24 protein-coding genes are annotated in these 26219 nt (G+C 44.9%); 12 read left to right on the plus strand and 12 right to left on the minus strand.

Features of this window, described 5'->3' with window-relative positions:
- Positions 1-30 precede the first annotated feature (30 nt).
- Both FHS86_RS10060 and FHS86_RS10065 read left to right on the plus strand, forming a co-directional pair.
- Positions 31-705, plus strand: coding sequence for a hypothetical protein (locus FHS86_RS10060; RefSeq protein ID WP_429412890.1), 675 nt, complete (start codon positions 31-33; stop codon positions 703-705).
- A 66-nt stretch (positions 706-771) separates the two neighbouring features.
- Positions 772-1200, plus strand: a complete 429-nt coding sequence (locus FHS86_RS10065; RefSeq protein WP_429412892.1) for a DUF4890 domain-containing protein — start codon at positions 772-774, stop codon at positions 1198-1200.
- A 71-nt stretch (positions 1201-1271) separates the two neighbouring features.
- On the opposite strand, the gene rfbC is transcribed toward FHS86_RS10065, so the two are convergent.
- The 7 genes from rfbC to FHS86_RS10100 form a co-directional block, all read right to left on the minus strand.
- A complete protein-coding gene (gene rfbC / locus FHS86_RS10070) occupies positions 1272-1826 on the minus strand; it encodes a dTDP-4-dehydrorhamnose 3,5-epimerase (protein ID WP_429412893.1) in 555 nt (184 codons plus the stop codon).
- 2 nt (positions 1827-1828) lie between these two features.
- Positions 1829-2710 (minus strand): glucose-1-phosphate thymidylyltransferase RfbA, encoded by an 882-nt coding sequence (gene rfbA / locus FHS86_RS10075; protein ID WP_429412895.1) that lies wholly within the window; start codon positions 2708-2710, stop codon positions 1829-1831.
- A gap of 47 nt (positions 2711-2757) precedes the next feature.
- Positions 2758-3711 carry a UDP-glucuronic acid decarboxylase family protein gene (locus FHS86_RS10080; RefSeq protein ID WP_429412897.1) on the minus strand — a complete coding sequence of 318 codons (954 nt, stop codon included), beginning with the start codon at positions 3709-3711 and terminating at the stop codon, positions 2758-2760.
- Between the two features lie 8 nt (positions 3712-3719).
- Complete coding sequence (locus tag FHS86_RS10085; protein ID WP_429412899.1) at positions 3720-5051, minus strand: UDP-glucose dehydrogenase family protein; 1332 nt, start codon at positions 5049-5051, stop codon at positions 3720-3722.
- A 179-nt stretch (positions 5052-5230) separates the two neighbouring features.
- Entirely contained in the window at positions 5231-6550 is a 1320-nt protein-coding gene (locus tag FHS86_RS10090; protein WP_429412901.1) for a SpoIID/LytB domain-containing protein, read from the minus strand.
- 10 nt (positions 6551-6560) lie between these two features.
- Entirely contained in the window at positions 6561-7532 is a 972-nt protein-coding gene (locus FHS86_RS10095) for a DUF4922 domain-containing protein (RefSeq protein WP_429412903.1), read from the minus strand.
- Between the two features lie 85 nt (positions 7533-7617).
- Entirely contained in the window at positions 7618-8328 is a 711-nt protein-coding gene (locus FHS86_RS10100; RefSeq protein WP_429412904.1) for an XRE family transcriptional regulator, read from the minus strand.
- 72 nt (positions 8329-8400) lie between these two features.
- On the opposite strand from FHS86_RS10100, the gene dinB reads away from it, so the two are divergent.
- From dinB to FHS86_RS10135, 7 genes are all read left to right on the plus strand, one after another.
- Positions 8401-9543 (plus strand): DNA polymerase IV, encoded by a 1143-nt coding sequence (gene dinB, locus FHS86_RS10105; protein ID WP_429412906.1) that lies wholly within the window; start codon positions 8401-8403, stop codon positions 9541-9543.
- A gap of 23 nt (positions 9544-9566) precedes the next feature.
- Entirely contained in the window at positions 9567-12509 is a 2943-nt protein-coding gene (locus FHS86_RS10110; protein WP_429412908.1) for a DNA polymerase III subunit alpha, read from the plus strand.
- Positions 12510-12642: 133 nt separating this feature from the next.
- Entirely contained in the window at positions 12643-13503 is an 861-nt protein-coding gene (gene lipA / locus FHS86_RS10115; RefSeq protein WP_429412910.1) for a lipoyl synthase, read from the plus strand.
- Positions 13504-13558: 55 nt separating this feature from the next.
- A complete protein-coding gene (locus FHS86_RS10120; protein WP_429412912.1) occupies positions 13559-13780 on the plus strand; it encodes a hypothetical protein in 222 nt (73 codons plus the stop codon).
- Entirely contained in the window at positions 13777-14103 is a 327-nt protein-coding gene (locus FHS86_RS10125; protein ID WP_429412914.1) for a type II toxin-antitoxin system PemK/MazF family toxin, read from the plus strand. Before FHS86_RS10120 ends, FHS86_RS10125 begins: the two co-directional genes overlap by 4 nt.
- Before the next feature lie 14 nt (positions 14104-14117).
- Complete coding sequence (gene lipB, locus FHS86_RS10130) at positions 14118-14810, plus strand: lipoyl(octanoyl) transferase LipB (RefSeq protein ID WP_429412916.1); 693 nt, start codon at positions 14118-14120, stop codon at positions 14808-14810.
- A gap of 11 nt (positions 14811-14821) precedes the next feature.
- Positions 14822-15190: a DUF423 domain-containing protein gene (locus FHS86_RS10135; RefSeq protein ID WP_429412917.1), complete on the plus strand. Its 369-nt coding sequence runs from the start codon at positions 14822-14824 to the stop codon at positions 15188-15190.
- 4 nt (positions 15191-15194) lie between these two features.
- Here the strand turns inward: FHS86_RS10135 and FHS86_RS10140 are convergent, their stop codons facing one another.
- Positions 15195-15533, minus strand: a complete 339-nt coding sequence (locus FHS86_RS10140) for a DUF6686 family protein (RefSeq protein WP_429412919.1) — start codon at positions 15531-15533, stop codon at positions 15195-15197.
- A gap of 54 nt (positions 15534-15587) precedes the next feature.
- Here FHS86_RS10140 and FHS86_RS10145 point away from each other — a divergent pair, with 54 nt between their 5' ends.
- Complete coding sequence (locus FHS86_RS10145) at positions 15588-18092, plus strand: helix-turn-helix domain-containing protein (protein ID WP_429412921.1); 2505 nt, start codon at positions 15588-15590, stop codon at positions 18090-18092.
- 71 nt (positions 18093-18163) lie between these two features.
- Here the strand turns inward: FHS86_RS10145 and FHS86_RS10150 are convergent, their stop codons facing one another.
- The 3 genes from FHS86_RS10150 to FHS86_RS10160 form a co-directional block, all read right to left on the minus strand.
- Positions 18164-19567, minus strand: a complete 1404-nt coding sequence (locus FHS86_RS10150) for an MATE family efflux transporter (RefSeq protein ID WP_429412923.1) — start codon at positions 19565-19567, stop codon at positions 18164-18166.
- A gap of 341 nt (positions 19568-19908) precedes the next feature.
- The gene (locus FHS86_RS10155) at positions 19909-21306 is read right to left on the minus strand and encodes a glycosyltransferase family 2 protein (protein ID WP_429412925.1); all 1398 of its coding nucleotides are present in this window, start codon (positions 21304-21306) and stop codon (positions 19909-19911) included.
- Positions 21303-22841, minus strand: a complete 1539-nt coding sequence (locus FHS86_RS10160; protein WP_429412927.1) for a glycoside hydrolase family 10 protein — start codon at positions 22839-22841, stop codon at positions 21303-21305. Before FHS86_RS10160 ends, FHS86_RS10155 begins: the two co-directional genes overlap by 4 nt.
- A gap of 172 nt (positions 22842-23013) precedes the next feature.
- On the opposite strand from FHS86_RS10160, the gene FHS86_RS10165 reads away from it, so the two are divergent.
- Together FHS86_RS10165 and FHS86_RS10170 are read left to right on the plus strand one after the other, a co-directional pair.
- The gene (locus FHS86_RS10165; protein ID WP_429412929.1) at positions 23014-23622 is read left to right on the plus strand and encodes a 2OG-Fe(II) oxygenase; all 609 of its coding nucleotides are present in this window, start codon (positions 23014-23016) and stop codon (positions 23620-23622) included.
- 129 nt (positions 23623-23751) lie between these two features.
- Positions 23752-24222 (plus strand): GNAT family N-acetyltransferase, encoded by a 471-nt coding sequence (locus FHS86_RS10170; protein ID WP_429412931.1) that lies wholly within the window; start codon positions 23752-23754, stop codon positions 24220-24222.
- Between the two features lie 22 nt (positions 24223-24244).
- Here the strand turns inward: FHS86_RS10170 and FHS86_RS10175 are convergent, their stop codons facing one another.
- Positions 24245-25837, minus strand: a complete 1593-nt coding sequence (locus tag FHS86_RS10175) for a glycoside hydrolase family 43 protein (RefSeq protein ID WP_429412933.1) — start codon at positions 25835-25837, stop codon at positions 24245-24247.
- Positions 25838-26219: the final 382 nt, after the last annotated feature.

Genomic DNA, 26219 nt, shown 5'->3' on the forward strand with positions numbered 1-26219 from the left:
AAAAGCAAAACAATAATTAATAATTTTCAGATGATACGATACAATCTGAAAATCATTTTTGGAAACCGGTTCATTTATTTTTTGGTTAGTGCGCTGGCGCTCTCATTGTTTATTGTGGGCGTAAATCTATTCAGTGGCGATGCTGTAGATGAGGGAGGGGTGTACAGTACCTTGCTGCTTGTAGGGGCCTTGTTGCTTTTTTATCCTGTAGCTTATGGGATTCAAAGTGAAAAAGATGGCCGGACACTGGAGGTGATTTTTGGAATTCCCGATTATCGGTACCGGGTATGGCTTATGCGGTTAATTATGATTTATGCAATTACCCTTGTGATACTTTTTGCCATTGCCTGGTTGCTGAAATATGTCTTCGTGTCGTACAACATGGTGGACATGATTGTTCAGGTAATGGTGCCCCTCTTGTTTTTAGGTCTGTTTACCTTTTTCCTGTCAACTGTGCTTCGTTCGGGTAATGCAACTGCGGCAGTTGTAATTATTCTTGGTGTTTTTCTGCTTATTCTGGGCGATGAAATTGGGGAGAGCTACTGGAATATTTTCTTCAATCCTTACAATAATCCCTCGGATGTAAGTAACGTAGTGTGGCAGGCATTGACCACCAAAAACCGGATTTTTCTGATAAGTGGCACTGTGGTTTTTGTGTTGGGCGGACTGATGAATTTGCAAAAAAGAGAACGTTTGTTAGGCTAAGAATTAAACTTTTGAGCCTCAGAATGATCAATAGAAGCATATTAACTTTTGCTAAAAACTAAAATTATGAAGCTGAGATTTTTTTTACTTGTCGTTGGTGTGCTGTTAGGCCTGATGACATATGCCCAGCCACCAGGTGGACAGGGCCGGCAATTTGACCCCGAAGCGATGGTCAAACGCCAAACCGAGCAAATGGTAACTGATTTGAAGCTCAATGCCGATCAGACAACCAAGGTGCAGGAACTGAATAAAAAATACAGTGATAAGATGAGGGAGCTCTTTCAGGATGCTCAGGGAGACCGCTCACAAATGCGTGAGAAAATGGGAAAGTTGAGGGATGAAAAGAATGTTGAACTGAAAGAAATTCTTACTCCCGAACAATACAAGAAACACCTCGAGTTAGAAGAGCAACGAATGGAAGAACGTCGTCAAAGGATGGAAGAGCGCCGCGAGTCGCCTGAACGACGTGGAACTCAAAGACAGAGCCCAAGATAAGCATCGTTTTTTTTCATAGATTATATTAGCAGGGCCGGACATTTGTCCGGCTTTTCTTTTCTCCAGAGCGTTTAAAATACAAAGTTGTATTCAGCATCGGAAAAAGCTGGCTGTTGCAGGTCTTTCTCCGAAACCAGTGCAAGATCATGGGCAATTTTCCAGTCGATGTTGAGTGTTTCATCGTTGAAGCGAATTCCGCGTTCGGCTTCCTTGTTGTATAAGTTGTCGCACTTGTAGGCAAAAACAGCGCTTTCGCTCAATACCGAAAAACCATGGGCAAAGCCCCGTGGAATGTAAAACTGCTTTTTGTTGTCGGCAGTCAGAATTTCGCCGTGCCATTGTCCGAATGTTGGCGATCCTGCCCGTAAGTCAACAGCCACATCGTATACAATGCCTTCGATCACCCTTACCAGCTTGGTCTGGGCATGCGGATCGAGCTGGTAATGCAGGCCACGAATGGTTCCCTTGTTCGATTTCGATTCGTTGTCCTGAATAAATTTGGCTTTGATGCCCTGTTCGAAAAAGCGGGCTTCGTTGTACACTTCGTAAAAATAGCCGCGCTGGTCTTTGTAAACAATTGGTTCAATCACCAGTAAATCGGGTATGCTTGTTCTGATTATTTTCATTCTTAAAACGATTTGATTTGATCATTCACCAGCATTTCGAGGTATTTTCCATAGTCGTTTTTCAACATGGGGTGAGCCAGTTGCATCAGTTGCTCCTTACCGATGTAGCCTTTTTTGTAAGCAATTTCTTCTATGCAAGAAACCTTCAATCCCTGCCTTTTTTCAATGGTTGCAATGAAATTGGATGCCTGCAAAAGACTGTCGTGAGTGCCGGTGTCGAGCCAGGCAAAGCCGCGGCCCAGTAATTCTACATTGAGCTGGTTGTTCTCGAGATAGCATTTGTTGAGATCGGTAATTTCGAGTTCGCCCCTTTTGGACGGTTTCAGTGTTTTTGCTTTTTCGACCACCGTATTGTCGTAAAAATAGAGCCCTGTAACTGCGTAGTTCGACTTTGGCTTTTCTGGTTTTTCCTCAATCGACAGTACCTTGCCGTTTTGGTCGAATTCGGCAACTCCGTAACGTTCGGGATCGTTCACATAATAACCGAAAACAGTGGCTCCTTTTTCCAGCCTCGATGCTTTTTCTAATGTACTCCTAAAGTTGTAGCCGTAAAAAATATTGTCGCCCAAAATAAGGCAGACCGGACTATCGCCCAGAAAGTCTTCACCAATCAGAAAGGCCTGGGCCAGACCGTCGGGTGAGGGCTGTTCGGCATAGCTGAGCGCAATTCCCAACTGGCTGCCATCGTCGAGCAACTTGCGGTACAAAGGCAAATCGTCGGGTGTCGAAATGATCAGAATTTCTCTGATCCCGGCCAGCATAAGCACCGACAAGGGATAATAAATCATGGGTTTGTCGTACACCGGAATAATTTGCTTCGATATGCTTTTGGTGATTGGATAGAGTCTGGTGCCGGAACCTCCGGCTAATATTATACCTTTCATTTTTTTGCTTTTTATGATTAAGATGGTACTTGCTTTGCCTGTGCCTTCTAAGTAATAATTTTTCCCGAAAGTAACTGGTCGAAATAATCAATGGTTTTTGCCAGTCCTTCACGCAGGTCAACTTTGGGTTCCCAGCCATTCAGCATTTCCCTGGCTAGTGCAATGTCTGGCTGGCGCTGTGCAGGATCGTCCTCAGGCAGAGGATGAAATTTTAACTTTGATTTCGACCCGCTCAGTGCGATGATGTTTTGTGCCAGTTCAAGTATGGTGTATTCATCGGGATTGCCAATGTTTACAGGTCCTGTAAAATCGTTTCCGGTAGCCATCATTCTGATCATGCCTTCGAGCAGGTCGCTTACGTATTGAAAACTGCGGGTTTGTGATCCGTCTCCAAAAATGCTGAGCTCTTCTCCTTTCAATGCCTGCACAATGAAGTTGGAAACTACCCTGCCATCGTTGGGTTCCATTTTGGGCCCATAGGTATTGAAAATGCGGATGATCTTAATTTTTACCTTGTTCTGCGTATGGTAGTTGACAAAGAGCGATTCGGCACAGCGTTTTCCTTCATCATAACACGAGCGGATTCCAATGGGGTTTACATTTCCCCAGTAATCTTCGGTTTGAGGATGAATTTCAGGATCGCCATAAACTTCGCTGGTTGAGGCCTGAAGTATTTTGGCATTGACGCGTTTGGCCAGTCCCAGCATATTGATCGATCCCATGACCGATGTTTTAATGGTTTTTATGGGATTGTACTGGTAATGAATGGGAGAGGCCGGACAAGCCAGGTTGTAAATTTCATCCACCTCGATGTAGAAGGGCATGGTGACGTCGTGACGAACCAATTCGAAGTACGGATGATCGATCAGATGTATGATTTTACTTTTCTTTCCTGTAAAATAATTATCAAGACAAATAACCTCGTTGCCTTCGTTCAGCAGGCGTTCACACAAATGTGATCCCAGAAACCCGGCTCCTCCTGTTACGAGAATGCGCTTCATAAGCTGTTTTATTTATTCACTTCGGTTTTACGGCCAATGCTGTAATAGCTGAAGTTCATGTCTTTCATTTCGTCGGGATCGTATATGTTACGGCCGTCGAAAATGGTTTTCGATTTGAGCAGTTTGCCCAGTACCCTGAAATTGGGCAGACGGAATTCGGGCCATTCGGTGACCAAAATCAGTGCATCGGCGTCGATGCAGGCATCGTATTCGTCGTTGGCAAAGTTGATTTTATTCCCCAGAATGCGCTTGCCTTCGTTCATGGCTACCGGGTCGTAAGCCGATACCTCGGCCCCTTCGCTTAACAGTGCATCGATGATTACCAATGATGGTGCTTCGCGCATGTCATCGGTTTTGGGTTTAAACGCGAGTCCCCAAACTGCAAATTTCAGTCCTTTCAGTTGTCCATTGAAATGTTGTTTGATTTTTGAAACAAGAACCGACTTTTGTCGATTGTTGACCAGTTCGACGGCTTTGAGAACATCGAGGGAAAAGCCCATACTGTCGGCTGTACGAATCAGTGCCTGTACATCCTTCGGAAAGCATGAGCCGCCATAGCCAGTTCCGGGATAAATGAACTTGTTGCCAATGCGCGGATCGGAACCAATTCCTTTGCGCACGGCATCGACGTTGGCACCAACCAATTCACACAGGTTGGCCATTTCGTTCATGAAACTGATTTTTGTGGCCAGCATAGAATTGGCGGCGTATTTGGTCATTTCGGACGAAAGAATGTCCATAAACAGAATGGGATGCCCGTTGAGCAGGAAGGGTTTGTACAATTTCTTGATTACCTTCTTTGCTTTTTCCGACTCAACACCCACCACGATGCGGTCGGGGCGTAAAAAGTCTTCCACCGCATTCCCTTCTTTCAGAAATTCAGGGTTCGATGCCACATCGAAAGGAACATTGGCTCCGCGTAGTTCCAGTTCTTTCAAAATGGCTGCCTTCACTTTTTGCGAGGTGCCAACAGGTACGGTGCTTTTGGTAATTACGACCATGTAATGATCGATGTGCCGGCCAATTTCAGCTGCCACACCGAGTACGTATTTCAGATCGGCGCTGCCGTCTTCATCGGGCGGTGTGCCTACTGCAATAAAGATGGCGTCGGTATCTTTCAGACTTTCTTCAATGCTGGTTGTGAACCACAGTCTTCCTTTTTCCTTGTTTTTGTTGAAGATTTCCTGCAAGCCGGGCTCGTAAATAGGAATTTCTCCGTTTTTCAATCGCTCGATCTTGTTATCATCAATGTCGACGCAGGCAACGTCAACGCCTGTTTCGGCAATGCATGTGCCCGAAACCAAACCTACATAACCTGTTCCAATAACTGATATTTTCATTCGTTCTTTCTTTTTAATTGTGATTCATGGGTCTCGCTTAAATTGTTGGATCATATGATCTTCCAGCAGGCGAACCATGCTTGTTTGTTAATTCGCTGTTTGTTTAACGGGAATAATTTACATTATATTTTAGACCGATGGTCTGATATCTGTTTGTTTTCTGTTTAAAAGAAATAAAATTATGTGAAAATTTGCTCTATCACGGCACCCCGATAATAATGTTTCAAAATTTCTTCAAGTGTATAAGCCTGTCTGCTCATCACTGCGGCACCTATCTGGCACATGCCAACTCCATGTCCCCAGCCTGCCCCATGCAGAGTGAAAGCTGATGGCAAGTCCCGATTTGCATGAAAATGTTTTTCAACAGTGAAGGCTGAGCTGTAAAGATGGCTTTCCGACAGCCACTTTCTGATTTCGAGTTCCTTTCCTACAGTTATTATTTTTTTTGTACCTATTATTTTTAAACGGACAATTCTGCCCGAAGGTCCTCTTTGAATGGGAAGCAAATCGACGATTGGTCCAAAATCGATCCCCGATTTTCTTTTTAGCAGCGCGGCCAGTTCTTCCTGTTGGTATTCAAGCTTCCATCGGTAAAAGTCGGTGGTGCTGCGGTCGAAATCAATCAATACCTGGCTGAGCACTTCGGGGGCGCTGGTGTTGCAAAAGGCCTCAGGACTTGAGGTGTAATAATCCGACAGTTCCGGGTCAATCTTATTATCCTTATTGACTGCATCTCTTACCGAGCTCAGATAAGGAATGGTAAGGGCTTGCCACGCATTTTCGAAATCTTCGCTAAAGCCACCGCAGCATTTTGAAAAGCGGGCATCGCAAATTTCATTGTTGTACATTAGAACCTGTCCGCGGGTGGCGTCAACAGCTTTTTGTGCATTGTCCGAAAGCACCTTGGTAATACCCTGATAGCGCTGGCAATGGTCATCGGCACACACATCGAAGGTATGATGATCTTCACGGTCGTACCAGCGTACAATTTCGCCTGCTTTTGTTTCATCAGGTATTTGCTGTGCTGTTGAACTCTTATCCTTTTTGTTGTTGATTTGTGCCAGCAGCCAGCTTCGCGAAACAATGGCATGTACTTTCAGCAGGGTCAGGTCGTTCATGGCACTCATTTCACTCGAAATAACACTTTTCAGATATGCTTCCAGTGGAATCAGGTTGAGTACCCTGATTGCATCGTCTTCGATTTGCAAAGTCAGATTGCCTTCAAATTCCTGATTTTCCTCTTGTTGCCAATGAAAGCCAATGCCGATGCTTACATTTTTTATGATGAAGGTCGCATGTTGGTCGGCAGCCTGTAAAGTGATCCTGGTTTGTTTTTGTGCAAAGGAAGTAGAGAACGTATGTTTACTGAAAGCTGCTGTGTAGCTTCCTGCTGGTACAATCTTTCCTTCGAAAAGGAAGTTCCCTTTTAATTCAAAATGAATTTGCTGCGCTTTCAGCAAGCCTACCTTTATTTGAGGTTCGGTAGCTTTGGTGCTCATTGGTCTGAATTTAGAATAGGTTTAGCGTTTCAATCGACAAACTGGTGTCATCAAAGATACCAATAATCGCAGCTTTGTCAATCTTTTCAAAGTCTTCTTTACGGGGCGTTACCAGTATGCCGGCCAGCTCAACACTTGCCGGACTTACCAGAAGCTGTTCGGCTCCCTGACTGTAAAAACACTTCGGACGGCGGGCCTTCCGCGGGAAAATGATTAGCTGATAAATTCCATTTTCATAGTTTGCCAGCAGGTTTATCCCGGGTTCGGGCGAACTGGCCTTGAGGGGCAGCTGTGCCACAAATTTTCTGAAATAGCGATCTGTTTCATTGATCTGCTCCGATTCGATAAGGACAAAATCGCGTAGTGAATGCCTGCCGTAAAATACTTTCACCCCAGGTTCGTCTACTTGTTTTGAAAGCCGGTGCTGTTGATTTTTTAGTTCTGCATTTACTGGCAGGTATTTTTTAACGACCGCCTGGAAATGAAAATGATCGGGTGCCGAGGCACCGCATTCCGGACCGTTGTAGAAGATGGTGTAAGCTTCGAGATTTTTGGCAATTGAGAGCATGTCGGCAATCCGGTTTTCAATGAGCTGGGGGCAGTGTTGCAAATCGGAAATGGTAAGGTGCCGGTCGAAAATGGGGTAGGGATTGATGAGCAGCAGGTAGGAATTGCGCAGCAACAATCCTTTTTGTTCCGATGGCAGGTTTTCGGTGCACAGAAAACAGGGGCGCTGTTCAATGCTTCGAGGGCTTAAATCGGCAAAGGTGCTGCGGGCACGTGCGGCATTGTGTTGAACGTCAATACTGAATGTCCCAAAGTTGAAAGTCCGCCTTTCAATGTGTTCCAGTTGATGGTAGTGATTGCGTGCCAACGGCCAGTCGTTCAGCTGCTGAACATACAGCTGTTCAATTGCGTCGGACCACGAAAGATGATCCTTCTTATTACTTATTTGAGGCAGTGATGCTTGTTTTTTGGTCATGATGTTTTACTGTGTAGCCAACAAAGCGCTTGTTACTACCAATTGCGTTTTCAATATTAGCGCTTTTCTCTGCCATTGTCAACTTCTACAAGGTCAGTTCAAATCCGTTGTAGGTTTCAAATTTCCAGATTTCGGCTACCGTATTGATGTCGATTTCGTAAGGTTTGTAGTTGCGGTTGCTCGATACCAGCAGGAGTTTTCGTTGTTCTTCGGTGTTGTAAACTAGCTTGAAAACAATGCCCTCGTCGCGGGTAACCACGATGCAGGGAGTTCCGTTTTTAATGCTTGTCCAGTCCTGAATGTACGAACAGGTAACCCACGAACCTTCGCTAAGCGGAAGCATCGAGTCGCCTCTGATCTGGAAACAACGGTAGCTTTTTTGCTGGTCGAGAAAGGGCAGCTTAAAACGGGGCAGTTTTGCGATAAATCCGACGTCGCCGTAATTCGTTGTGTAGCCTGCCTGGGCCTTTACCGGTACCAGTTCAATGTTCTCATCCCCTCCGGTGTCGACCGACACCGTGAGCAGGCGGAGCTGGCTTCCGGTAAGATCAACTTCGTATCCCTTGTCAATTTGTGAAAGCTGAAATTCAGAAAGTTTGCTCAAATCGTAACGCAGAAGTACATCGATAGAAACATGAAAATATTCGGCCATCCTTATCAGTACTTTGAAGGGGGGCTGAACTTTTTTTTCGTATCCGGCCAGCGTGGTGCGGGTAATGCCCAGGTCGGCAGCCAGATCGGTCTGCGAAATCCGTTTTCGGGTTCGCAGGAATTTTAAGTTCCCGGCAAAAAACATGCTTTCATTTTTTCCAAAGATAAGAAATATGTCTAAATTATAGTCAGAAAAATGACGATAATATCGACAGCGATGAACAAGACCATTCTACATCTCGACCTGGATACTTTTTTTGTGTCGTGCGAAAGGCTGACCGACAGCCGGCTGAATAATCGTCCGGTACTGATCGGGGGGACCTCAGATCGTGGAGTGGTAGCGGCATGCAGTTATGAAGCCAGGCAATTCGGAATCCACTCGGCCATGCCCATGAAAATGGCGCGTATGCTTTGTCCGCAGGCCATCGTTATCAGGGGCGACGGCAGCACCTACAGCCGTTTTTCGGGCATGGTAACCGACATTATCCGTGAAAAGGCTCCCTTGTTCGAGAAATCATCGATCGATGAGTTTTACCTCGATATTAGCGGGATGGATCGTTATGTGTCACAAAGTTACCTGTGGGCAAAAGAACTACGCGAGAAGATCATTCATGAAACCCACCTACCTATTTCCTTTGGTCTGTCGGTGAACAAAACGGTGTCGAAAATCGGAACAGGCGAGGCCAAACCCAATAATCACAAGTACATAGAAAAGGGGACAGAAATGCCTTTTCTGGCTCCATTGTCGATCAGAAAAATACCGATGATAGGAAACCAGACCTACCATAAGTTGAGGAATCTGGGTGTGGAGCGGATTAAAACGCTACAGGAAATGCCGGTTGAAATGATGGAAAGTGTGTTGGGCAAGAACGGCCAGGTGATCTGGAAAAAAGCCCGGGGAATTGATAATTCACCGGTAGTGGCCTATCACGAACGCAAATCAATTTCAAGCGAAAGAACCTTTGAAAAAGATACTACCGATGTGATCAGGCTCAGAAGTATGGTGGTAGGGATGGCCGAGAAACTGGCTTATCAGTTGCGAAGTGAACAAAAACTAACGGCTTGTGTATCGGTGAAAATTCGCTATTCCGATTTTCAAACCCACAGCAAACAAAAGATGATTCCCTATACATCGCTCGATCATACGCTGATTGAAACCGTGCTCGACCTGTTCGATTCGCTTTATCAACGCCGGGTACTACTGCGGCTTATCGGGGTGCGTTTCAGTCATTTGGTGGGAGGAACTTATCAGATGCGGCTTTTCGAAGATTCTGAAAAGCTGATCAGACTTTATCAGGCCATGGACAGTATGCGCAAGCGCTATGGCGACGACGCGGTGAAAAGGGCTGTTTCATTATAAATTCATTTTTGAAGTCATAAACGATGCTTTTAAATTGTCATACCTACTATAGTTTTAAATACGGGACGCTATCAATTGAGGAATTGTTGAAAGTGGTTTCGCAAAACGGATTTTCAAGCCTTGCACTCACCGACATTAATAACACTTCGGCCTGCATCGACTTTATACGAAGGGCGGCGGAATTTAAAGTAAAGCCGGTAATTGGCATCGATTTTCGAAACGGCATACAGCAGCTGTTTGTGGCCATTGCCCGTAACAACAAGGGATTTGCCGAAATGAATGCCTTTCTCACTGAGCATTTGCATCAGAAAAAGACCTTGCCGGCTCAGGCACCTGCTTTCCTGCATTCGTGGGTCGTATATCCTTTTCAAATGGAAGAAAGAGCCTTGAATGAAAATGAATTCATGGGCGTGGGGGTGAACGATCTGAGTCGCCTGCCCTTTTCATTCTGGAAGGATTATCCTGAGAAACTGGTAATCATGCAGCCCCTTACTTTTCGGCATAAAAAGGATTACAATGCCCACCGGCTCTTACGTGCCATCGACAACAATATTCTGCTGAGCAGGTTGCCCCGATCGGAACAGGCAGTTTTTGAACAGGAACAGCTGATGTCGTCTGCTGATCTGGAAAAATATTTTTCGGATTATCCTTTGCTCATTGAAAATACCCAAGGTCTGCTCGACCAATGTGAGATTGATTTCGATTTTGGCAGCAACAAAAACAAGCGCTTTTTTACCCGGTCGGAAGAAGAAGATTTCGAGCTGCTGAAAAAGGCAAGCTACGAAGGAATGGCTTACCGCTACGATGCTCCCGACGATGTAGTATTCGACCGACTCGATAAAGAACTGAAGGTGATCAGGGACATGGGTTTTTGTGCCTATTTTCTGATTAATTGGGATTTGGTGAATTACGCCCGCAGCCGGAATTATTTCTATGTAGGTCGCGGCAGCGGAGCCAACAGTCTGGTGGCTTACCTGTTGAGAATTACCAATGTCGACCCCATTGAGCTCGATCTCTATTTTGAACGCTTTATCAATCCATACCGTACTTCGCCTCCCGATTTTGACATCGATTTTTCGTGGACCGACCGTGATGATGTTACCCGCTATTTGTTTGAAAAATACGGTTACGAACACACGGTTTTACTGGGAACCTACATTACTTTCAACCATAAATCGGCCTATCGCGAAATAGGCAAGGTTTTTGGCCTGCCCGATGAAGAAATCAAGCGTTTGCAGAATAATCCCGATCCGAAACAAGCCGATCAGTACGGGAAATGGGTGATCATGTACAGCAATTACATCGAAGGATTTCCCAGTCAGTGCAGCATCCACAGCAGTGGCATCCTGATTTCGGAAACGCCGGTCAGAAATTTTACAGCCACAGAGCTGATGCCCAAGGGTTTTCCTTCGACGCAGTTCGACATGTATGTGGCTGAGGATGTCGGGCTGCATAAGTTTGACATTCTGAGCCAGCGTGGTTTGGGCAAAATTCGCGATGCGGTCCTGATGATCAGGAAAAATCGTGGGCTCCATATCGATATCGACAATCCCCGTTTATTTATGAACGACGAGAGTGTAAAGCACCTTTTGAAGCGCGGTCAGGCCATTGGCTGTTTCTATGTTGAATCGCCCGCCATGCGCATGTTGCTTACCAAACTGAGAGCTGGCGATTACCGGAGCCTGGTGGCGGCGAGCTCCATCATCAGGCCGGGTGTGGCGCAAAGCGGAATGATGCGCGAGTACATTTTGCGCTTTCAAAATAAGAACCTTCGTGATCATGCACGGGCCGAATTGCCCGAACTGTACGAAATACTGGAAGAAACTTACGGTGTGATGGTTTACCAGGAAGATGTGATCAAGGTGGCCCATTATTTCGCAGGGCTTACCCTCGATGAGGCCGACGTGCTTCGACGCGGGATGTCGTGGAAATTCCGTGAACGAAATGAATTCTGGAAAGTAAAAGAGAAATTCTTCTCCAACTGTTTCAGAAAAGGCTACGACGAAAGTAAAGTATCGGAAATATGGAAGCAGATTGAGAGTTTTGCCAATTATGCCTTTGCCAAAGGACATTCGGCCAGTTATGCGGTAGAGAGTTTTCAGGCCCTGTACCTGAAGGCTTATTTCCCGGTCGAATACATGACTGCTACGTTGAATAACGGCGGTGGTTTTTATTCTCCACAGCTGTATCTGCATGAAGCACGGCTTCAGGGCGCAAAAATTGAAAAGCCCTGCATCAACCGCAGTGAGTGGCTCAACGTGGTTGACGGTGATACCATTTATCTGGGATTCTACCTGCTGCATGAACTGGAACAGTCGAATGTACGTGCTATTCTGCTTGAAAGAATGAAGGGAGGCGCTTTTACCGATTTGCCCGATTTTTTGAAACGGGTTCAGCTGTCGGTCGAACAGTTATCAATACTGATCCGGATCGGGGCCTTTCGTTTTACACAGAAATTAAAGAAAGAATTGCTGTGGGACATTCATTACCGATTAAAGCGGAAACCCCACAACAGTAAAAGTCCGGTGCTTTTTGCCCCCGAAGTAAAGGAATTTAAACTGCCGGCCTTGTGGCAGCATCAGCTCGACGATGCTTTCGACGAAATGGAGATCATGGGCTTTACCCTGCAATCGCCCTTCGATCTGGTAGAACATACACGTGAAAACAAAACGCTGGCCAGCAATTTACCGACGTTGATTGGCAGCTATGTGTCGGTAACGGGATTTTTGATCACCCGCAAACCTACCCGAAGCAGTAGTGGCGGAACCATGTATTTTGGAACCTGGCTCGACCGCGAAGGGCAGTGGATCGATACCGTTCATTTTACCCATGTAGCCAAGCAGTATCCCTTTCGCGGTCCCGGCTGTTACCACATCGAAGGCAAGGTGATGGAAGAATATGGTTTTATCAGCATCGAGGTATACCGCATGTTCAGGTTGAAATCAAAAAACCTGGAGGAAGTATGAAGAATTAGTAATCAATGGCAGAGGATTGTATGAATAATCGGTATGCTTTTTTCTTTTAAGCGTAAATAAAGCTGATAAAATCTTCTATCTGTTTTCCAGGTGTTTTTTATCTTGCGAGCTGATTCAAAAAACCATGAGTGAAGAAATCTTACGTAAGCCCGAATGGCTTAAAATCAAACTTCCCAAAGGAACTAATTTTAAGGAAGTAAAGGACATTGTAGCGCGTTATCATTTGCATACCATTTGCACCAGCGGTAAATGCCCCAACATGGGCGAATGCTGGGCAGCACGTACTGCAACCCTGATGATACTGGGAGACATCTGTACCCGAAGTTGCAAGTTTTGCGCAACTCAAAGCGGGAAGCCGCTTCCACCTGATGAAAAGGAGCCGGAGAATGTTGCCAAATCGATACAACTGATGGGGCTTAAACATGCGGTAATCACTTCGGTCGACCGCGATGATTTGCCCGATAAGGGCGCCGGGCACTGGAAAAAAACCATCGAAGCAATTAAAAAAATCAATCCCGAAACGACCATGGAAGTACTGATTCCCGATTTTGATGGTGAACCTGAATTGATCGGGCTTGTTATTGATGCCGGACCTAATATTATTTCGCATAATTTGGAAACAGTTGCCAGGTTAACGTCACAGGTTAGGAGTCGCGCAAAATACGCTGTGAGTCTGAAGGTGTTGAAGACGATAGCCAACAGTGGACTGGTAACCAAAAGCGGAATCATGGTCGGTTTGGGTGAAACCCGCGCTGAAGTGTTTGAAACCATGGACGATTTGCTGGCTGTTGGTTGTGAGGTGTTTACCATCGGGCAATACCTGCAACCCACGAAAGCCCATTTGCCAGTTCAGGAATATGTTCATCCCGATGTGTTTGATGAATACCGGCGGGTTGGTTTGGAAAAAGGTTTCCGCATTGTGGAAAGTGCCCCCTTGGTTCGTTCAAGTTATCATGCCGAAAAGCATGTGTATAAAAAAGGGTAAGGGCTTAGAAACAGTCGGATGATGTTTTTCGTACCTTTGAAAAAAGCTAAATAGTATGTTATCGTTTAAAGGAGTTTTCGACGGAGATAAAGTAAGACTCATTGATAAGCCCACAGATAAAAAAAAATACAAGGTGATTGTAACTTTTGTGGAGGAAATCGGTGTTGACGATGAAATACGTGAGTTTGCTTCACAAACAGATGGTTTGGATTTCTGGAAGGTTGAAGATGAAGACCTGTATCAGGATTATCTGCCTAACAAAAAATCAAAGAGATGAGGACCGGAGACATAATTCTGATTCCTTTTCCTTTTGCTGAGTCTAACAGAGTTAAAGCTAGACCGGCTGTACTCATATCGAAGACAGCAGACCTTTGCATGGATTTTGTATTAGCCGCAATAAGTTGCGTTATTCCTAAACAGCTATCCCGGAATGAAATGATTATTTATCCTGATTCAATAAATAATCTCCGGGCAGTTTCAGTGATTAAGATAGACCGTATTGTTACTCTTAAGGCTAATAGTGTAATTGCTAGATTAGGGCAACTGAAAAAAGACGAGCTAATTGTATTTAAAAGAAAATTTAGAGAATTGGTTGAATAGTTTATTGTTTAGCGATGAATAACAAGATAATATTTGAAGATTTAGGAGTTTCGGAGTATCAAAAAACCTGGGATTATCAGGAACAACTGATGCAGATGATTATTGATCAGAAGAAGGAAAAGAAGGAAAATCCTGAAAAACTTTCTGAAAATCATTTGCTGTTTGTAGAGCATCCGCATGTTTACACCCTGGGAAAAAGTGGCGATGAACAAAACCTGCTGCTTAACTACATTCAATTGCAGGCAGCCCATGCTTCGTTTGTAAAAACCAACCGGGGAGGCGACATCACCTACCACGGTCCGGGGCAAATTGTTGGCTATCCGATTTTTGACCTCGAAAATTTTGGAATCGGGCTTCGGAAATACATCGAACTGATGGAAGAGGCCATCATCAAAACCATTGCCGAATTCGGACTCGAGGGGAGCCGCGACCCGAAAGCAACGGGTGTATGGCTCGATGTGGGGAAGCCCACGGCCAGGAAAATCTGTGCCATAGGCGTGAAAAGCTCGCGTTTTGTTACCATGCATGGTTTTGCCTTCAATGTAAATACCGACCTGAACTATTTTCAGCACATCAATCCCTGCGGCTTTACCGACCGGGGAGTTACTTCGCTTGAAAAAGAGCTGGGTGAGAAGCAGGATTTTGAAGCAATCAAAAAATTGGTTCTTCAAAAATTAATGGAAGCATACAACGGCGAATTAGCCTAAAAAGTACGAAGATGAACAGAAGCATATTAATTGGCGGAGCGATTTTAATGGCCGTGGCTGTGATATTGGGTGCTTTTGGAGCACATGCTCTGAAGGAAAAGTTGCCTGAGCATTTAATGCAGGTATATAAAACCGGTGTCGAATATCATTTTTACCATGCCCTTGGTTTGCTCATCGTGGGAGTTTTGGCTTTGTACATGCCTTCAAGCCTGTTGAATGTGGCAGCCCTGTTTCTGTTTGCCGGTATTATCTTATTCTCGGGGAGTTTATACACCATGGCCTTTACCGGGATTAAATGGCTTGGAGCCATAACGCCCCTGGGTGGTTTGAGTTTTATTGTAGGATGGGTATTGCTTGCGGTGGCTGTTTGGAAAAAATAAGCAGCTAGTTGTAGATCATATTGTAGTTGATTACTTCGTGGTTTTGAAGTAGTTCCGAATTCTTGTGAAGCGAAAGCAAACGCTTCAATTCCATAAATTCAGCCGGTGTCAGGCTGATAAAAGCAGTGCTAAGCCCAAGGCTTATTGTAATTTTCTTCTTCCGGGAAATATTTTCAGGGTCAAACGGACTGCTGGTAAACGATAAAGCAGTAATGTATTCTCTAAATTTATCCAGTTCATCTTCATTCAAATTGATCAATACATTTCCAAATTCAAGATGGTATAATTGATGTCCCTCGCAAAAGTAAATTTGTCCGTTGGCTGTCTTGTTGTTTAATTTCATAATATCGTTTCCAATCTAATTTTTATAACTTTGTTCCATAGTAAAAAAATACTGATGGAAGCTTTACCTAACCCCGAGCTGAAACTTGCCTACGATTTTCTGCAGTTTACCAATCAGCATGTTTTTCTGACCGGCAAGGCCGGAACGGGAAAAACCACCTTTCTTAAACAACTGAAACAAAGCTCTCCCAAGCGCATGGTGGTAGTAGCTCCTACGGGCGTCGCAGCCATTAATGCCGGGGGTGTTACCATTCATTCCTTTTTTCAGATGGCTTTTGGTCCTCAGCTTCCTGTTAATGCTAACAGTAACGAAGCTGCTTTTGTTTTGTCACAACAGTCAGGTGACGAACAAAGTAGTAAGTCACGAGGACAGCAATCGAGAATTAACCGCTTCAGCAAAGAAAAAATTAACATCATCCGTAGTCTCGATTTACTGGTGATCGACGAGATCAGCATGGTACGTGCCGATGTGCTCGACGGGATCGATGCCGTTTTGCGGCGCTATAAAAATCGGGACAAGCCTTTTGGCGGTGTTCAGCTACTGATGATTGGCGACTTGCAGCAGCTGGCACCGGTGGTTAAAGAAGATGAATGGAACCTGTTGCGTTCTTATTACGACACCTTTTATTTCTTTAGTTCCCGTGCCTTAAAGCAGTCACGATTCATCGGCATCGAGTTAAAGCACATCTACCGTCAAAGCGACCAGCATTTTATCGATTTGCTGAATAAAGTACGCGATAACAAGGTCGACGCAGAAGCATTTCAATTGCTCAACAGCAGGTATATTAAAGATTTTAAAGCCACTGATGAGGAAGGCTATATTGTACTGACCACCCATAATTATCAGGCCCACCAGATCAACGACCGAAAACTGGCAGAGCTCAAAACCCGCACTTATCATTTTGAGGCGCAGGTCGAAGATGATTTTCCGGAATATGCCTATCCTACCGATCGCAAATTGCAGCTAAAAGTAGGGGCGCAGGTAATGTTTGTTAAGAATGATACTTCGGCTGAAAAGCGTTATTACAATGGAAAAATTGGTCGGGTTGTGACCATCGATACCGACAGTGGTGAAGTGAAAGTATTGTGCCAGGGAGATACAGAGCCCATCCCGGTTGAAAAGGAAATCTGGGAAAATACCAAGTACCATTTGAATGAAACGACCCAGGAAATCGAAGAAACGGTGGTAGGGAAATTCATTCAACAACCTTTGAAGCTGGCCTGGGCAATTACCATTCATAAAAGTCAGGGACTCACTTTCGAAAAAGCCATCATAAACGCCCGTCAGTCGTTTGCGCACGGGCAGGTATATGTGGCCCTGAGCCGATGCAAAAGCCTTGAAGGCCTGGTGCTCAGTGAACCACTACAGTCCGACAGTGTGATCAACGATACTACTGTGATCCGTTTTACCAGCAAAGTAGAGGAGCAGCAACCCGGACAAAAGGAACTCGACATGGCCCGGCAGGCTTATGAGAAACACTTGCTGAAGGAGCTATTCGATTTTTCGGCTTTTCACCGGATGGGAAACTACCTGCTGAAAACCATGAAGGAACACGAAAGTGTCATTCTGGGAAACATGCCCACGGTGATGCATGCCATGCTGCCTGCTGTAGCAGCCGAATTAATTGACATAGCGCGTAAATTTATTCCCCAACTTGAAGTTTTATTCAGGGAACAGCGGCATATCGAAAAGGAAAATCCGCTTGAAGTTCGTGTAAAACAGGCAGCTGCCTATTTTTCCGAAAAATTCAAGACAATTGTAGACGGCCCATGGAAATCGGCGGCTTATGAAACCGACAACAAGGCGCTGAAAAAGCAGTTAAACAATACCATTGGAAAAATGGAAGAAGAACTGGCTGTGAAGCGGGCTTGTCTTGACTACTGTAGTAAGGGCTTCGAAATCAAGGAATTTCTGGCTGTAAGAGCCAGGGCGGCGCTTGTTGAACCGGGTGAAAAACAAGCCACTTCACGTATCATTGAGCAAAGTAGGCACCCCGATTTCTACCGACAACTTATCTATTGGCGCAACCGACAGGCGGAGATCAATGATACAGTAGCATCGAAAGTGCTTCGGCAGTCAATTTTGACTGAAATAGCCAACCTGTTGCCCGACAACGTTAAGGCCCTTAAGTCGATCAAAGGAATGGGGGGAACCAAAATGCGTCAGTTTGGAAAGGAACTTCTGGAACTGATCCTTCAATACCGCGAGGAGCAGGGCATGAGCATTCCCGAAAAGGCAGCCGAGGAGCTGGATTATGCCGGCCTGTCTTCACCCGACATTAGTCTTAAAATGCATCAAAAGCACTATTCACTGCTCAACATTGCACAAAAACGCGGGTTGGCATTGTCCACCATCGAAGGGCACATGGTACATCACATCGAAAAAGGAGATGCCGATGTGTATGATTTGCTTGATCGGGAAAAGATAGAACGAATCAACGATGCACTTGAGAAGAATCGTTTACTGAATGCGAGCCAGCTGCGGGAACAACTGGCTAATGAAGTTTCGTATAACGAAATCAGAATGGTACTGGCCCACCGCAACGCGATGAGCCGGTAAAATTCTGAAGCAGATCTATCACGGGTTGAACGATCGTATCAGGCTTCCTTATTTCCTGTAAGTAATTTTTGTTACACCGTTTTTTGCTGCCATTTTCCTCTTATAAAAAAGAAGAGCACCATAAAGGTCATAAGTGTTTCTGAAATAAAGATGGCCCAGAAAACACCTGCCTGGTTCCATCCTGCAAGCGAACTAAGCAGCCATGCAAGTGGAATTTCGATGATCCAGAATGCCACCAGATTGATTCGAAAGGGTGTTTGTGTATCGCCTGCACCGTTGATGGCGTTAACCAATACCATCCCCAGTCCGTAGATGATTAAACCGTAGCTGATAATTCTCAAACTGATGGTTCCGTGATCAATTACAACGACATCGGTGGTGAGCCAGCCCAGAAAAAGGTTGGGGAAAAAACACAGCAGTATGCTTACAAGGCCCATAATCATCATGTTGGCTTTTCCTGCTATCCAGGCCGCTTGTCTGGCTCTTTCGGGATTCAGTGCGCCCAGGTTTTGTCCAACCAGTGTTGAGGCTGCGTTGGCGATTCCCCATGCCGGCAACAAGGCTACCATGATGAGGCGCAGGGCAACGGTGTAACCTGCGAGTACTTCACTGCCATAAACAGCCACAAAGCGCATCAGTATTATCCAGCTCGAAGTGGCCACAATGTACTGACTTACCGAACCGGTTGACAGTTTTAATAACTGTTTGATCAGTGTGAAATCGGGACGATAACTAATGCCTTTGATTTTAATTCGCCCCTTCCCGTTCCATAAAAGATAAAACTGATAAACTACTGCCAGTCCGCGTCCAATGGTGGTTGCTATGGCTGCTCCTTTAATGCCCATGGCGGGTATTGGACCCCAGCCAAAAATTAGCAGGGGATCGAGTACAATGTTCAGCAGGTTGGCCATCCACAATACGCGCATTGACAGCACTGCGTTTCCGGCACTTCGGAAAATGGCGTTGTTAATGAACAAGAGCAAAATGACAACATTGCTGCCAAAAATGATGGCCGTATACGACGAATATTCATGAATGATAGTTTCGGAAGCATTCATTAATCCAAGGATCGATTGGGTGAAAAACACTCCGGGAATTGCCAGCAAAACAGAAATAAATACGACTGTAAGGATGGCCTGCCAGGCACTGATTGCAGCTTTACGATAGGCTTTCTCACCAACTCTGCGGCTAATCATGGCCGATGCAGCAGCACTCAATCCAACGGCCAAAGCATAAATGATGGTAATTACCGACTCGGTGATTCCAACTGTGGCAATTGCTTCGGCTCCCAGCTTGCTTACAAAGAAAATGTCGACTATGGCAAATACCGATTCCATGAGCATTTCAAGTACCATGGGAACTGAAAGTAGAAATACGGCTCTTTTGATATTGCCTGAGGTGTAATCGTGTTCTGTGCCTCTCAGGGCTTCGATTATTTCTTTGTATATTGGTTTTATTTGATGCAGGATATTCATAAGCTTATTTTGAAAACGATAATAAATAGATTGTATTTTCAGTAATACAGCCAGGTATTCACCTCAAAAAGCAAGGACAGAAACAATAGGTCTATGGTTGGAAAAAAGGAAATTCTAAACAATGCTTTACGAGGCGAAGCGGATGCTCACCGGAATAAACGGAATGATATTTAGCATTGTTATCGTTTTCATAATGAGACAAAAGTAAAACATTTTTTATTTGAGCAGTACGCAGATGTAAAAAAAATGTAGAAAAAAATTTCTGAATTTAGATTTGGGCACAGCAAAGCAATAAAAATTTGATTTGCCATGCCCGTTTAATGCTCGTTTTGAAAAGATTATTAAGCAGGAAAAGCAATTCTACGGGCAATTTCCTTACTGCGCAGCGTGTCTTTGTAATGGTTGTGTGCGTTTACTTTTTCGATGCTCAGGTTGGCATCGGTATTGTTGTTCCAGCGGCGACAGAGATAAACAGGGGTGTAAATTCTTCCCACCCGATAGCGTCCACTAATGGCCAGACCAACAGCATAATCTTCGCCATAACTCACATTGGGAAAGCCAATCTGACGAATAAGGGGAGTGAAAAAGGCCCGTGGTGCTCCTAGTCCGTTGATGCGTAAAGCATTGTTGGGGCCATTTTCATCAGTCCATTCACGGTGGTCGATTATGCCCGGCGGAATTTCGTGTAGTTCAAAGTCGACCATCTGATAACTTCCAATTACCATGGCGCATTCTTCTTCATAAAATTGATCGACTATTTTTTGCAAGGTGTTCTCATCGAGGTACAGGTCGTCGCTGTCGAGCTGTATGGCAAAGCGGCCGCATGCGGGGTGATGAATGCCCTCGTTCCAGCATCCGCCTATTCCCAGTTCCCGGCTGACAGGAAAGTGATGAATGATTCTTTCGTCGTTAAAACCTTCAATGAGCTCGCCGGTGCGGTCGGTCGAGTGATTGTTGACAACGATCAGATTGAATGTGAAATTCGTTTTTTGTCTTAGCACTGAATCAATGGCGTCGGCAATGGTAAGCTCACGGTTCAAAACAGGAATGATCACCGAAGCTTCAGTGACAAAATGCTGCTCTTTCAATTTTACTTTTTCGAAGGGCGGCTTTACTTTGGCACCAATGGCTTCGAGGTGCCTGGTGGCAGCCTGTTCCATTTCCAGTTGATAGTTTCGTTTACCCGGATCGACATAGTCGAATTGTTTCTGCCCTGATTTCCTTTCATCATCATCCTTCCATCGAAAAATATATTCCTGAATTTGCAACGGAAGTCCTTGGCGCATCATGAACAAGCGAAAATCGTACCATCCTGCATATTGAAAATCAGGAGAAGAAGATTTCAGGTACTTTTCTAAATAGTATGTCTTAATCAAAACTGCAGGTCCAAAGTTGAAATCATCTCTTATGCTTCCTGTTTGACAGGCAATGGTTGGAATCTTCATCAGTCTGCCTTGTTGCATTTTTTCTGCACTGGCATAAGCAAAGGGAGCTTCTGATGCAAGCAGTCGTTCGGCCATGAATTCAACCTTTTCCACATCAAAATCAAGCGGCCCCGGTACCAGTTGCAGCAGCAACAATTCATCATGTTGAAGTTGTTCTTTAATCGATTTAATATGAGCACTTGACAGTGGTGTGAGGGGCGTGTCAAGAGTCGGTACTTCCGGAGTTATCAGCTGCCAGTTGTCAGGAAGTTTCGAATCGGATGTACTGTATGGAGCGAAAGTGATCATGTTCATTGCTTAACTTTTATTTTTATGGGACCGCTGGCTGGGCTTTCGTTGTGATGTTGATCGATTACAGTGAGCCACAAATAAACTTTTTTCGAATCGGGCAGTTGAAGCGCATCCAGAGAAAAGTGATCGCTTTTCATAAAACCGGCGATGTTTTCTGCTTTTAAAGCCATCGGGCTTTGTTCGATGCTGCTGGCATAAACAATGTAGCCCAAATGATCGGATGCTTTGGGCGTTTTATTCCGGTATTTCACTTTGATTTCATCTTTTTTGAACAAGCCCTTTGCTTTCACCTTATCGGGCATTGGAGGGGCCTGCTTGTCGAGCCAGGGCATTACCGGCAGCAAGGCCCGGTGGGTGTAAACTTCCTCTTCGAGCAGCGAAGTGAAGTTCATTGGATTCTTTTCCAAAAAACGCATTCTGAAATAAGCACTTCCCTGAATGTTTTTCATGCGGCGTGCAATGAGAATTTGCTCAGGCAGTTCACGTTCGTTTTTCCATGCTTCCGAACTGCCTTCAATCAGCTTGTAAAGGGCATGACCTATGTAAACATGATGTCCAAACGAGCGTTCACTCCACCAGTTGGCCAGGGTGATAAAGTCGACCGTTTTGTGACCAATTTCCCAATAAAGCTGGGGAATCATGTAGTCGATCCATCCCTTGCGCTGCCAGTTAATCACGTCGGCGTACAGGTTATCGTAATTGGTGTTGCCGGCCGTGGTGGCCGAGCCGCCTATTTCGTCGTTTTCATCAAAGTTCTTCCATACCCCAAACGGACTAATGCCAAATTTTACTTTTGGTTTTGTTTGTCGGATGGTTTGGTGCAGCTGTTCAATTATCAAATCAACATTTTCGCGCCTCCATTGGTCAATATCGGCAAAAGCAAAGCCCCGACTGTGTTGCTTAAACGAGGTTGAATCGGGAAAATCGGTTCCCGCAATGGGGTAGGGATAGAAATAGTCGTCGAAATGGATGGCATCCACGTTGTAGTTCTGTACTACTTCGCGAACCACTTGTGAAAGGTAGTTGCGAACACCCGGAATTCCCGGATCGAGGTATTGTTTGTTGCCATAGCTGACCACCCACTCGGGATGGCGCATGGCGATGCTTTTTGATGAAAAGCGGGCAGCACTGCTCTGGCTTAATCTGTAAGGATTCATCCAGGCATGAAGTTCCATTCCCCTGCGATGACATTCTTCGACCATGAACTGGAGGGGATCCCAAAAAGGCTTGGGTGCTTCTCCCTGTGTACCGTTTAGCCATTGCGACCAGGGTTCGCTTTTCGACTGGTAAAAGGCATCACCTGCTGGTCGGATCTGAAAAATTACTGCATTAAAGTGGAGCGAATCGAGTTGATTGAGCATGGCAATCAGCTCGTTTTTTTGTTGTTCAACCGGCAGACCGGGCTTCGAGGGCCAGTCGATGTTGTTAACCGTGGCAATCCATATTCCCCTGAATTCTCTGTCTGGAGCCTGTGCTGCAGAAAGCTGGCTTACAGCAATTGAAATGAAAAACAGGTATAGCATGCGGATGGTCTTCATGTTTCTTATTTTAAAAGCGGGTATAAATGTATGAAATCTTATTTTTCTGCTTGCTTCTTCTACTTTAAAAACGCTTATATTACAGATAAATTGAATTAATGTTTGGGATGAAAGAACTTAAAACATCATTTATTGTTTTCTTCTGTCATTCGCAATCGATATAATTATTTATATGAAGCCCGAAGCTAAATTTGAATTGTATGAGCAACTGATCGATGGCTTGGCCACCAATCATTTTGCCACAGCTAATAATTTCTTGTCTCCCGAACTCGCAGAAAGCCTCAGGGAAAATGCGCTGGAGGCTTATCGGCTGCAGAGGATGAAACCGGCGGGGATCGGGAAGGACAGGCAGTATCAGCAGAATCAGTCCATACGCAACGATCATATTCTCTGGCTTGATAATGAAAGTGACAATGTATTTGAACGACAGTTTTTTAAACAGGTCGACGATTTGGTGGTCTACCTTAATCAAAGCTGTTATACCGGCATCAAAAGTTACGAATTTCATTATGCCGTTTATCCCGATGGTAGTTTTTTCAAACGTCACCTCGATTGTTTTCAGAACGATCGCTCAAGAAAGTATTCTTTGATTTCGTATCTGAATAAAGACTGGCAGATAAACAATGGAGGTATTTTAAAGGCTTATCTTTTGAACGGAGATGCGAAGGAAGTGCTTCCCCAAATGGCTGCTACCGTTGTATTCAGGAGCGACACCATCGAACATGAAGTGCTGCAGTCGAACCGGCTCAGAATTAGTCTTACAGGTTGGTTGAAGGGATAGGGCTTTTTCCCTTTATATTGTGAATTGCTGATTTCATTGGCTTTTACGTAAAAAGAAATTTATTTTTGCCAGCCAGATAAGATCCAAAATTCTTGTTATTCAAATATTTTAACCCATAAAACCAGCTTAATGAGTCAGATTGAAATTGTCAAAGGAAATATTCAGAATGAACAGGATGCTGCCGATATGTTGGCATTACTCGATTTATACATGCAGGATCCAATGGGCGGACACGGCCCGATTTCAGAAGCGTTAGCTGCCGCTAATCTTGAAAAACTGAAGCAACAATCCAACTATCTTTTTTTCATTGCGAAATACGATGGGCAGCCAGCCGGTCTGGCCAACTGTTTTATTGGTTTTTCAACTTTCAAAGCAAAGCAACTGATAAATATTCACGATTTTGCAGTAAGCCCTCATTTCCGTCGTTTGGGAATAGGAAAGGCGCTGATGGATTATCTTATTCAATATGCAGCCGAAAACGACTTTTGCAAGCTAACCCTCGAAGTAAGGCACGACAACCATGGTGCTCAGGAGTTATACAAACAAAGTGGCTTTGTAGAATGCGAGCCCCCCATGTATTTTTGGGAAAAGAAGGTTTAATGTCTCTTTTTGTTCCGGGAAATTAATTTCCCTTGTACTCAAACCAGTCAAAAGTTGCCGGAGCCTCTGATGGAGCTCCGTTTCCGCTTGCATACAAGCCAACATAAACGCCGGTAAACCAGCCTACTGTTTGGGTGCTGAGAAAACGGGCATCAGCAATATCCACAATGGTAAACCCGCCGTTGTTCTGGGAGTACGAGAAGGTAAATTCCGGCCCGTTTCCTTCAATTTTTAAGTCGACAAAGCCGGGGTGTAATTCAATTTTCTCAGAGAAATAAATAGTACGTCCAAACTGAAGCTTTACTACAACAAAGCGTTCCCCGTTTTTTGTAATCACCAAAAGGTCGAAATGTGATCCGTTGTTGACCAGTGTAAGTCCGGCTTCTTCATTTTCATTTTCAGGCTCAAATTCCATACGTGCGATGGCTTCAAACTGAATGTTGGTGAGACGACGACCCACAAAGGTTGGATTTCCTTTGTCGCCAATCCGGAGGGCCGACCCAATTAAGGTGAGTGTTCCTTTTTTGCTGTTTAAGTGATAGTTTCCAATGCCAGGAGCCTGTATGTAATTCCACTCGAGCCCTAAAACCTGTTCGTCGAAATTAGTACGAAGGGGGATTGTTTCAAACGGTACCAGAGGTAAAGTTGGACAGGTCATTTCAACTTCAACAGTTCCGTTTCCGTTTATGACCGGCCATCCGCCTTTGGGCCAGCTAACTGGTACCAGGCAGGTTTCGCGTCCCAAAATATGATGTGGGGGATAGCCCGTTACACTGCGGTAACCATGAATGAGCATCCACCAGCTTTGGTCGTGGGCCTGAATGATGTCGGCATGTCCAATGCCCTGAATGGCTTTGCCCATGCCTGCTACGTTTACGTGAGTGGCAATGGGGTTGGCCGGGTTGTCGATATAAGGCCCCCAAAGATTGTGACTACGGGCGATGGTTACCATATGGGCTTCTTCAGTTCCACCCTCAGCCGCCATCAGATAGTAAAACCCGTCTTTTTTATAGATGTGTGGAGCTTCGGGGTACCGGCCACCGCTTGAGTTCCATATCTTTTTACGTTCACTTAGCAGTTTCCCGGTTTTTATATCAATTTCAGCAAGTTCGAATGTTGAAGTGGTCACATAGGCTCTGTCATCGTCGTCGAAAAAGAGGTCAGGGTCAATTCCATCCACGTCAATCCAAATGGCTTCGCTCCAGTTCCCGGCCGGGTCACTGGATGTTACAAAGAAGTTTCCGCCATGGTTTACATTGGTGGTAATCATGTAAAAAGTACCCTTGTGATATCTGATGGTCGGTGCGAAGATGTTGATTTCGCCATCGATCTGTTCCTCGCGTTCGATGCAGTGACCAATCTGTTTCCAGTTGATCAGGTCTTTGCTATGAAAAACCGGGACACCCGGAAAAAATTCAAAGGTGCTGTTCACCAGATAGTAATCATCACCAACCCGGCATACGCTGGGGTCGGGGTAGAAGCCCGGTATAACCGGGTTCCGGTAGGTCACCAACGCGTCGGGGGGCGATGTCATTACCCATGGATTGGGATTGACCTGTTGCGCAAAAAGCGGGAGGTAGATCAATAGAGCGATGGCTGAAAACAGGTTCTTCATAGTTGTGTGGATTCGTGTGTTGTAAAGATAGAGATTTCGGATAGACTGCCAATTGTGTATTTTTTTGCTGGTTCAATTCAAACAGGATCAAATCATTGAGTAGGGGCTTGACTTTTCTATCCAAAAAATCTTGAGAATAAATTTGGAAAAAGCAAAAAGAGGGTGTTTCTTTGCAGCCGCTTTGAGAGATACGGCGAGTATTTGGTAGGAGCGACGTTGATTATTGACATTCTGAAAAGGCAAACATATTTACCAAAAAGGGCCGGGTAGATCTTGACCACAGGTTTAAGATTTACTAACTTGGTTCACCTTTTTTTTGCTACTTAGGCACTTAGCTTAGGGGAGAAAAAAAACTTCAAATAATTTGAAAAAATATTTGGCA

Origin of the sequence: Roseimarinus sediminis (genome assembly GCF_050433125.1) — a bacterium.
Classification (GTDB): Bacteria; Bacteroidota; Bacteroidia; order Bacteroidales; family Prolixibacteraceae; genus Roseimarinus; species Roseimarinus sediminis.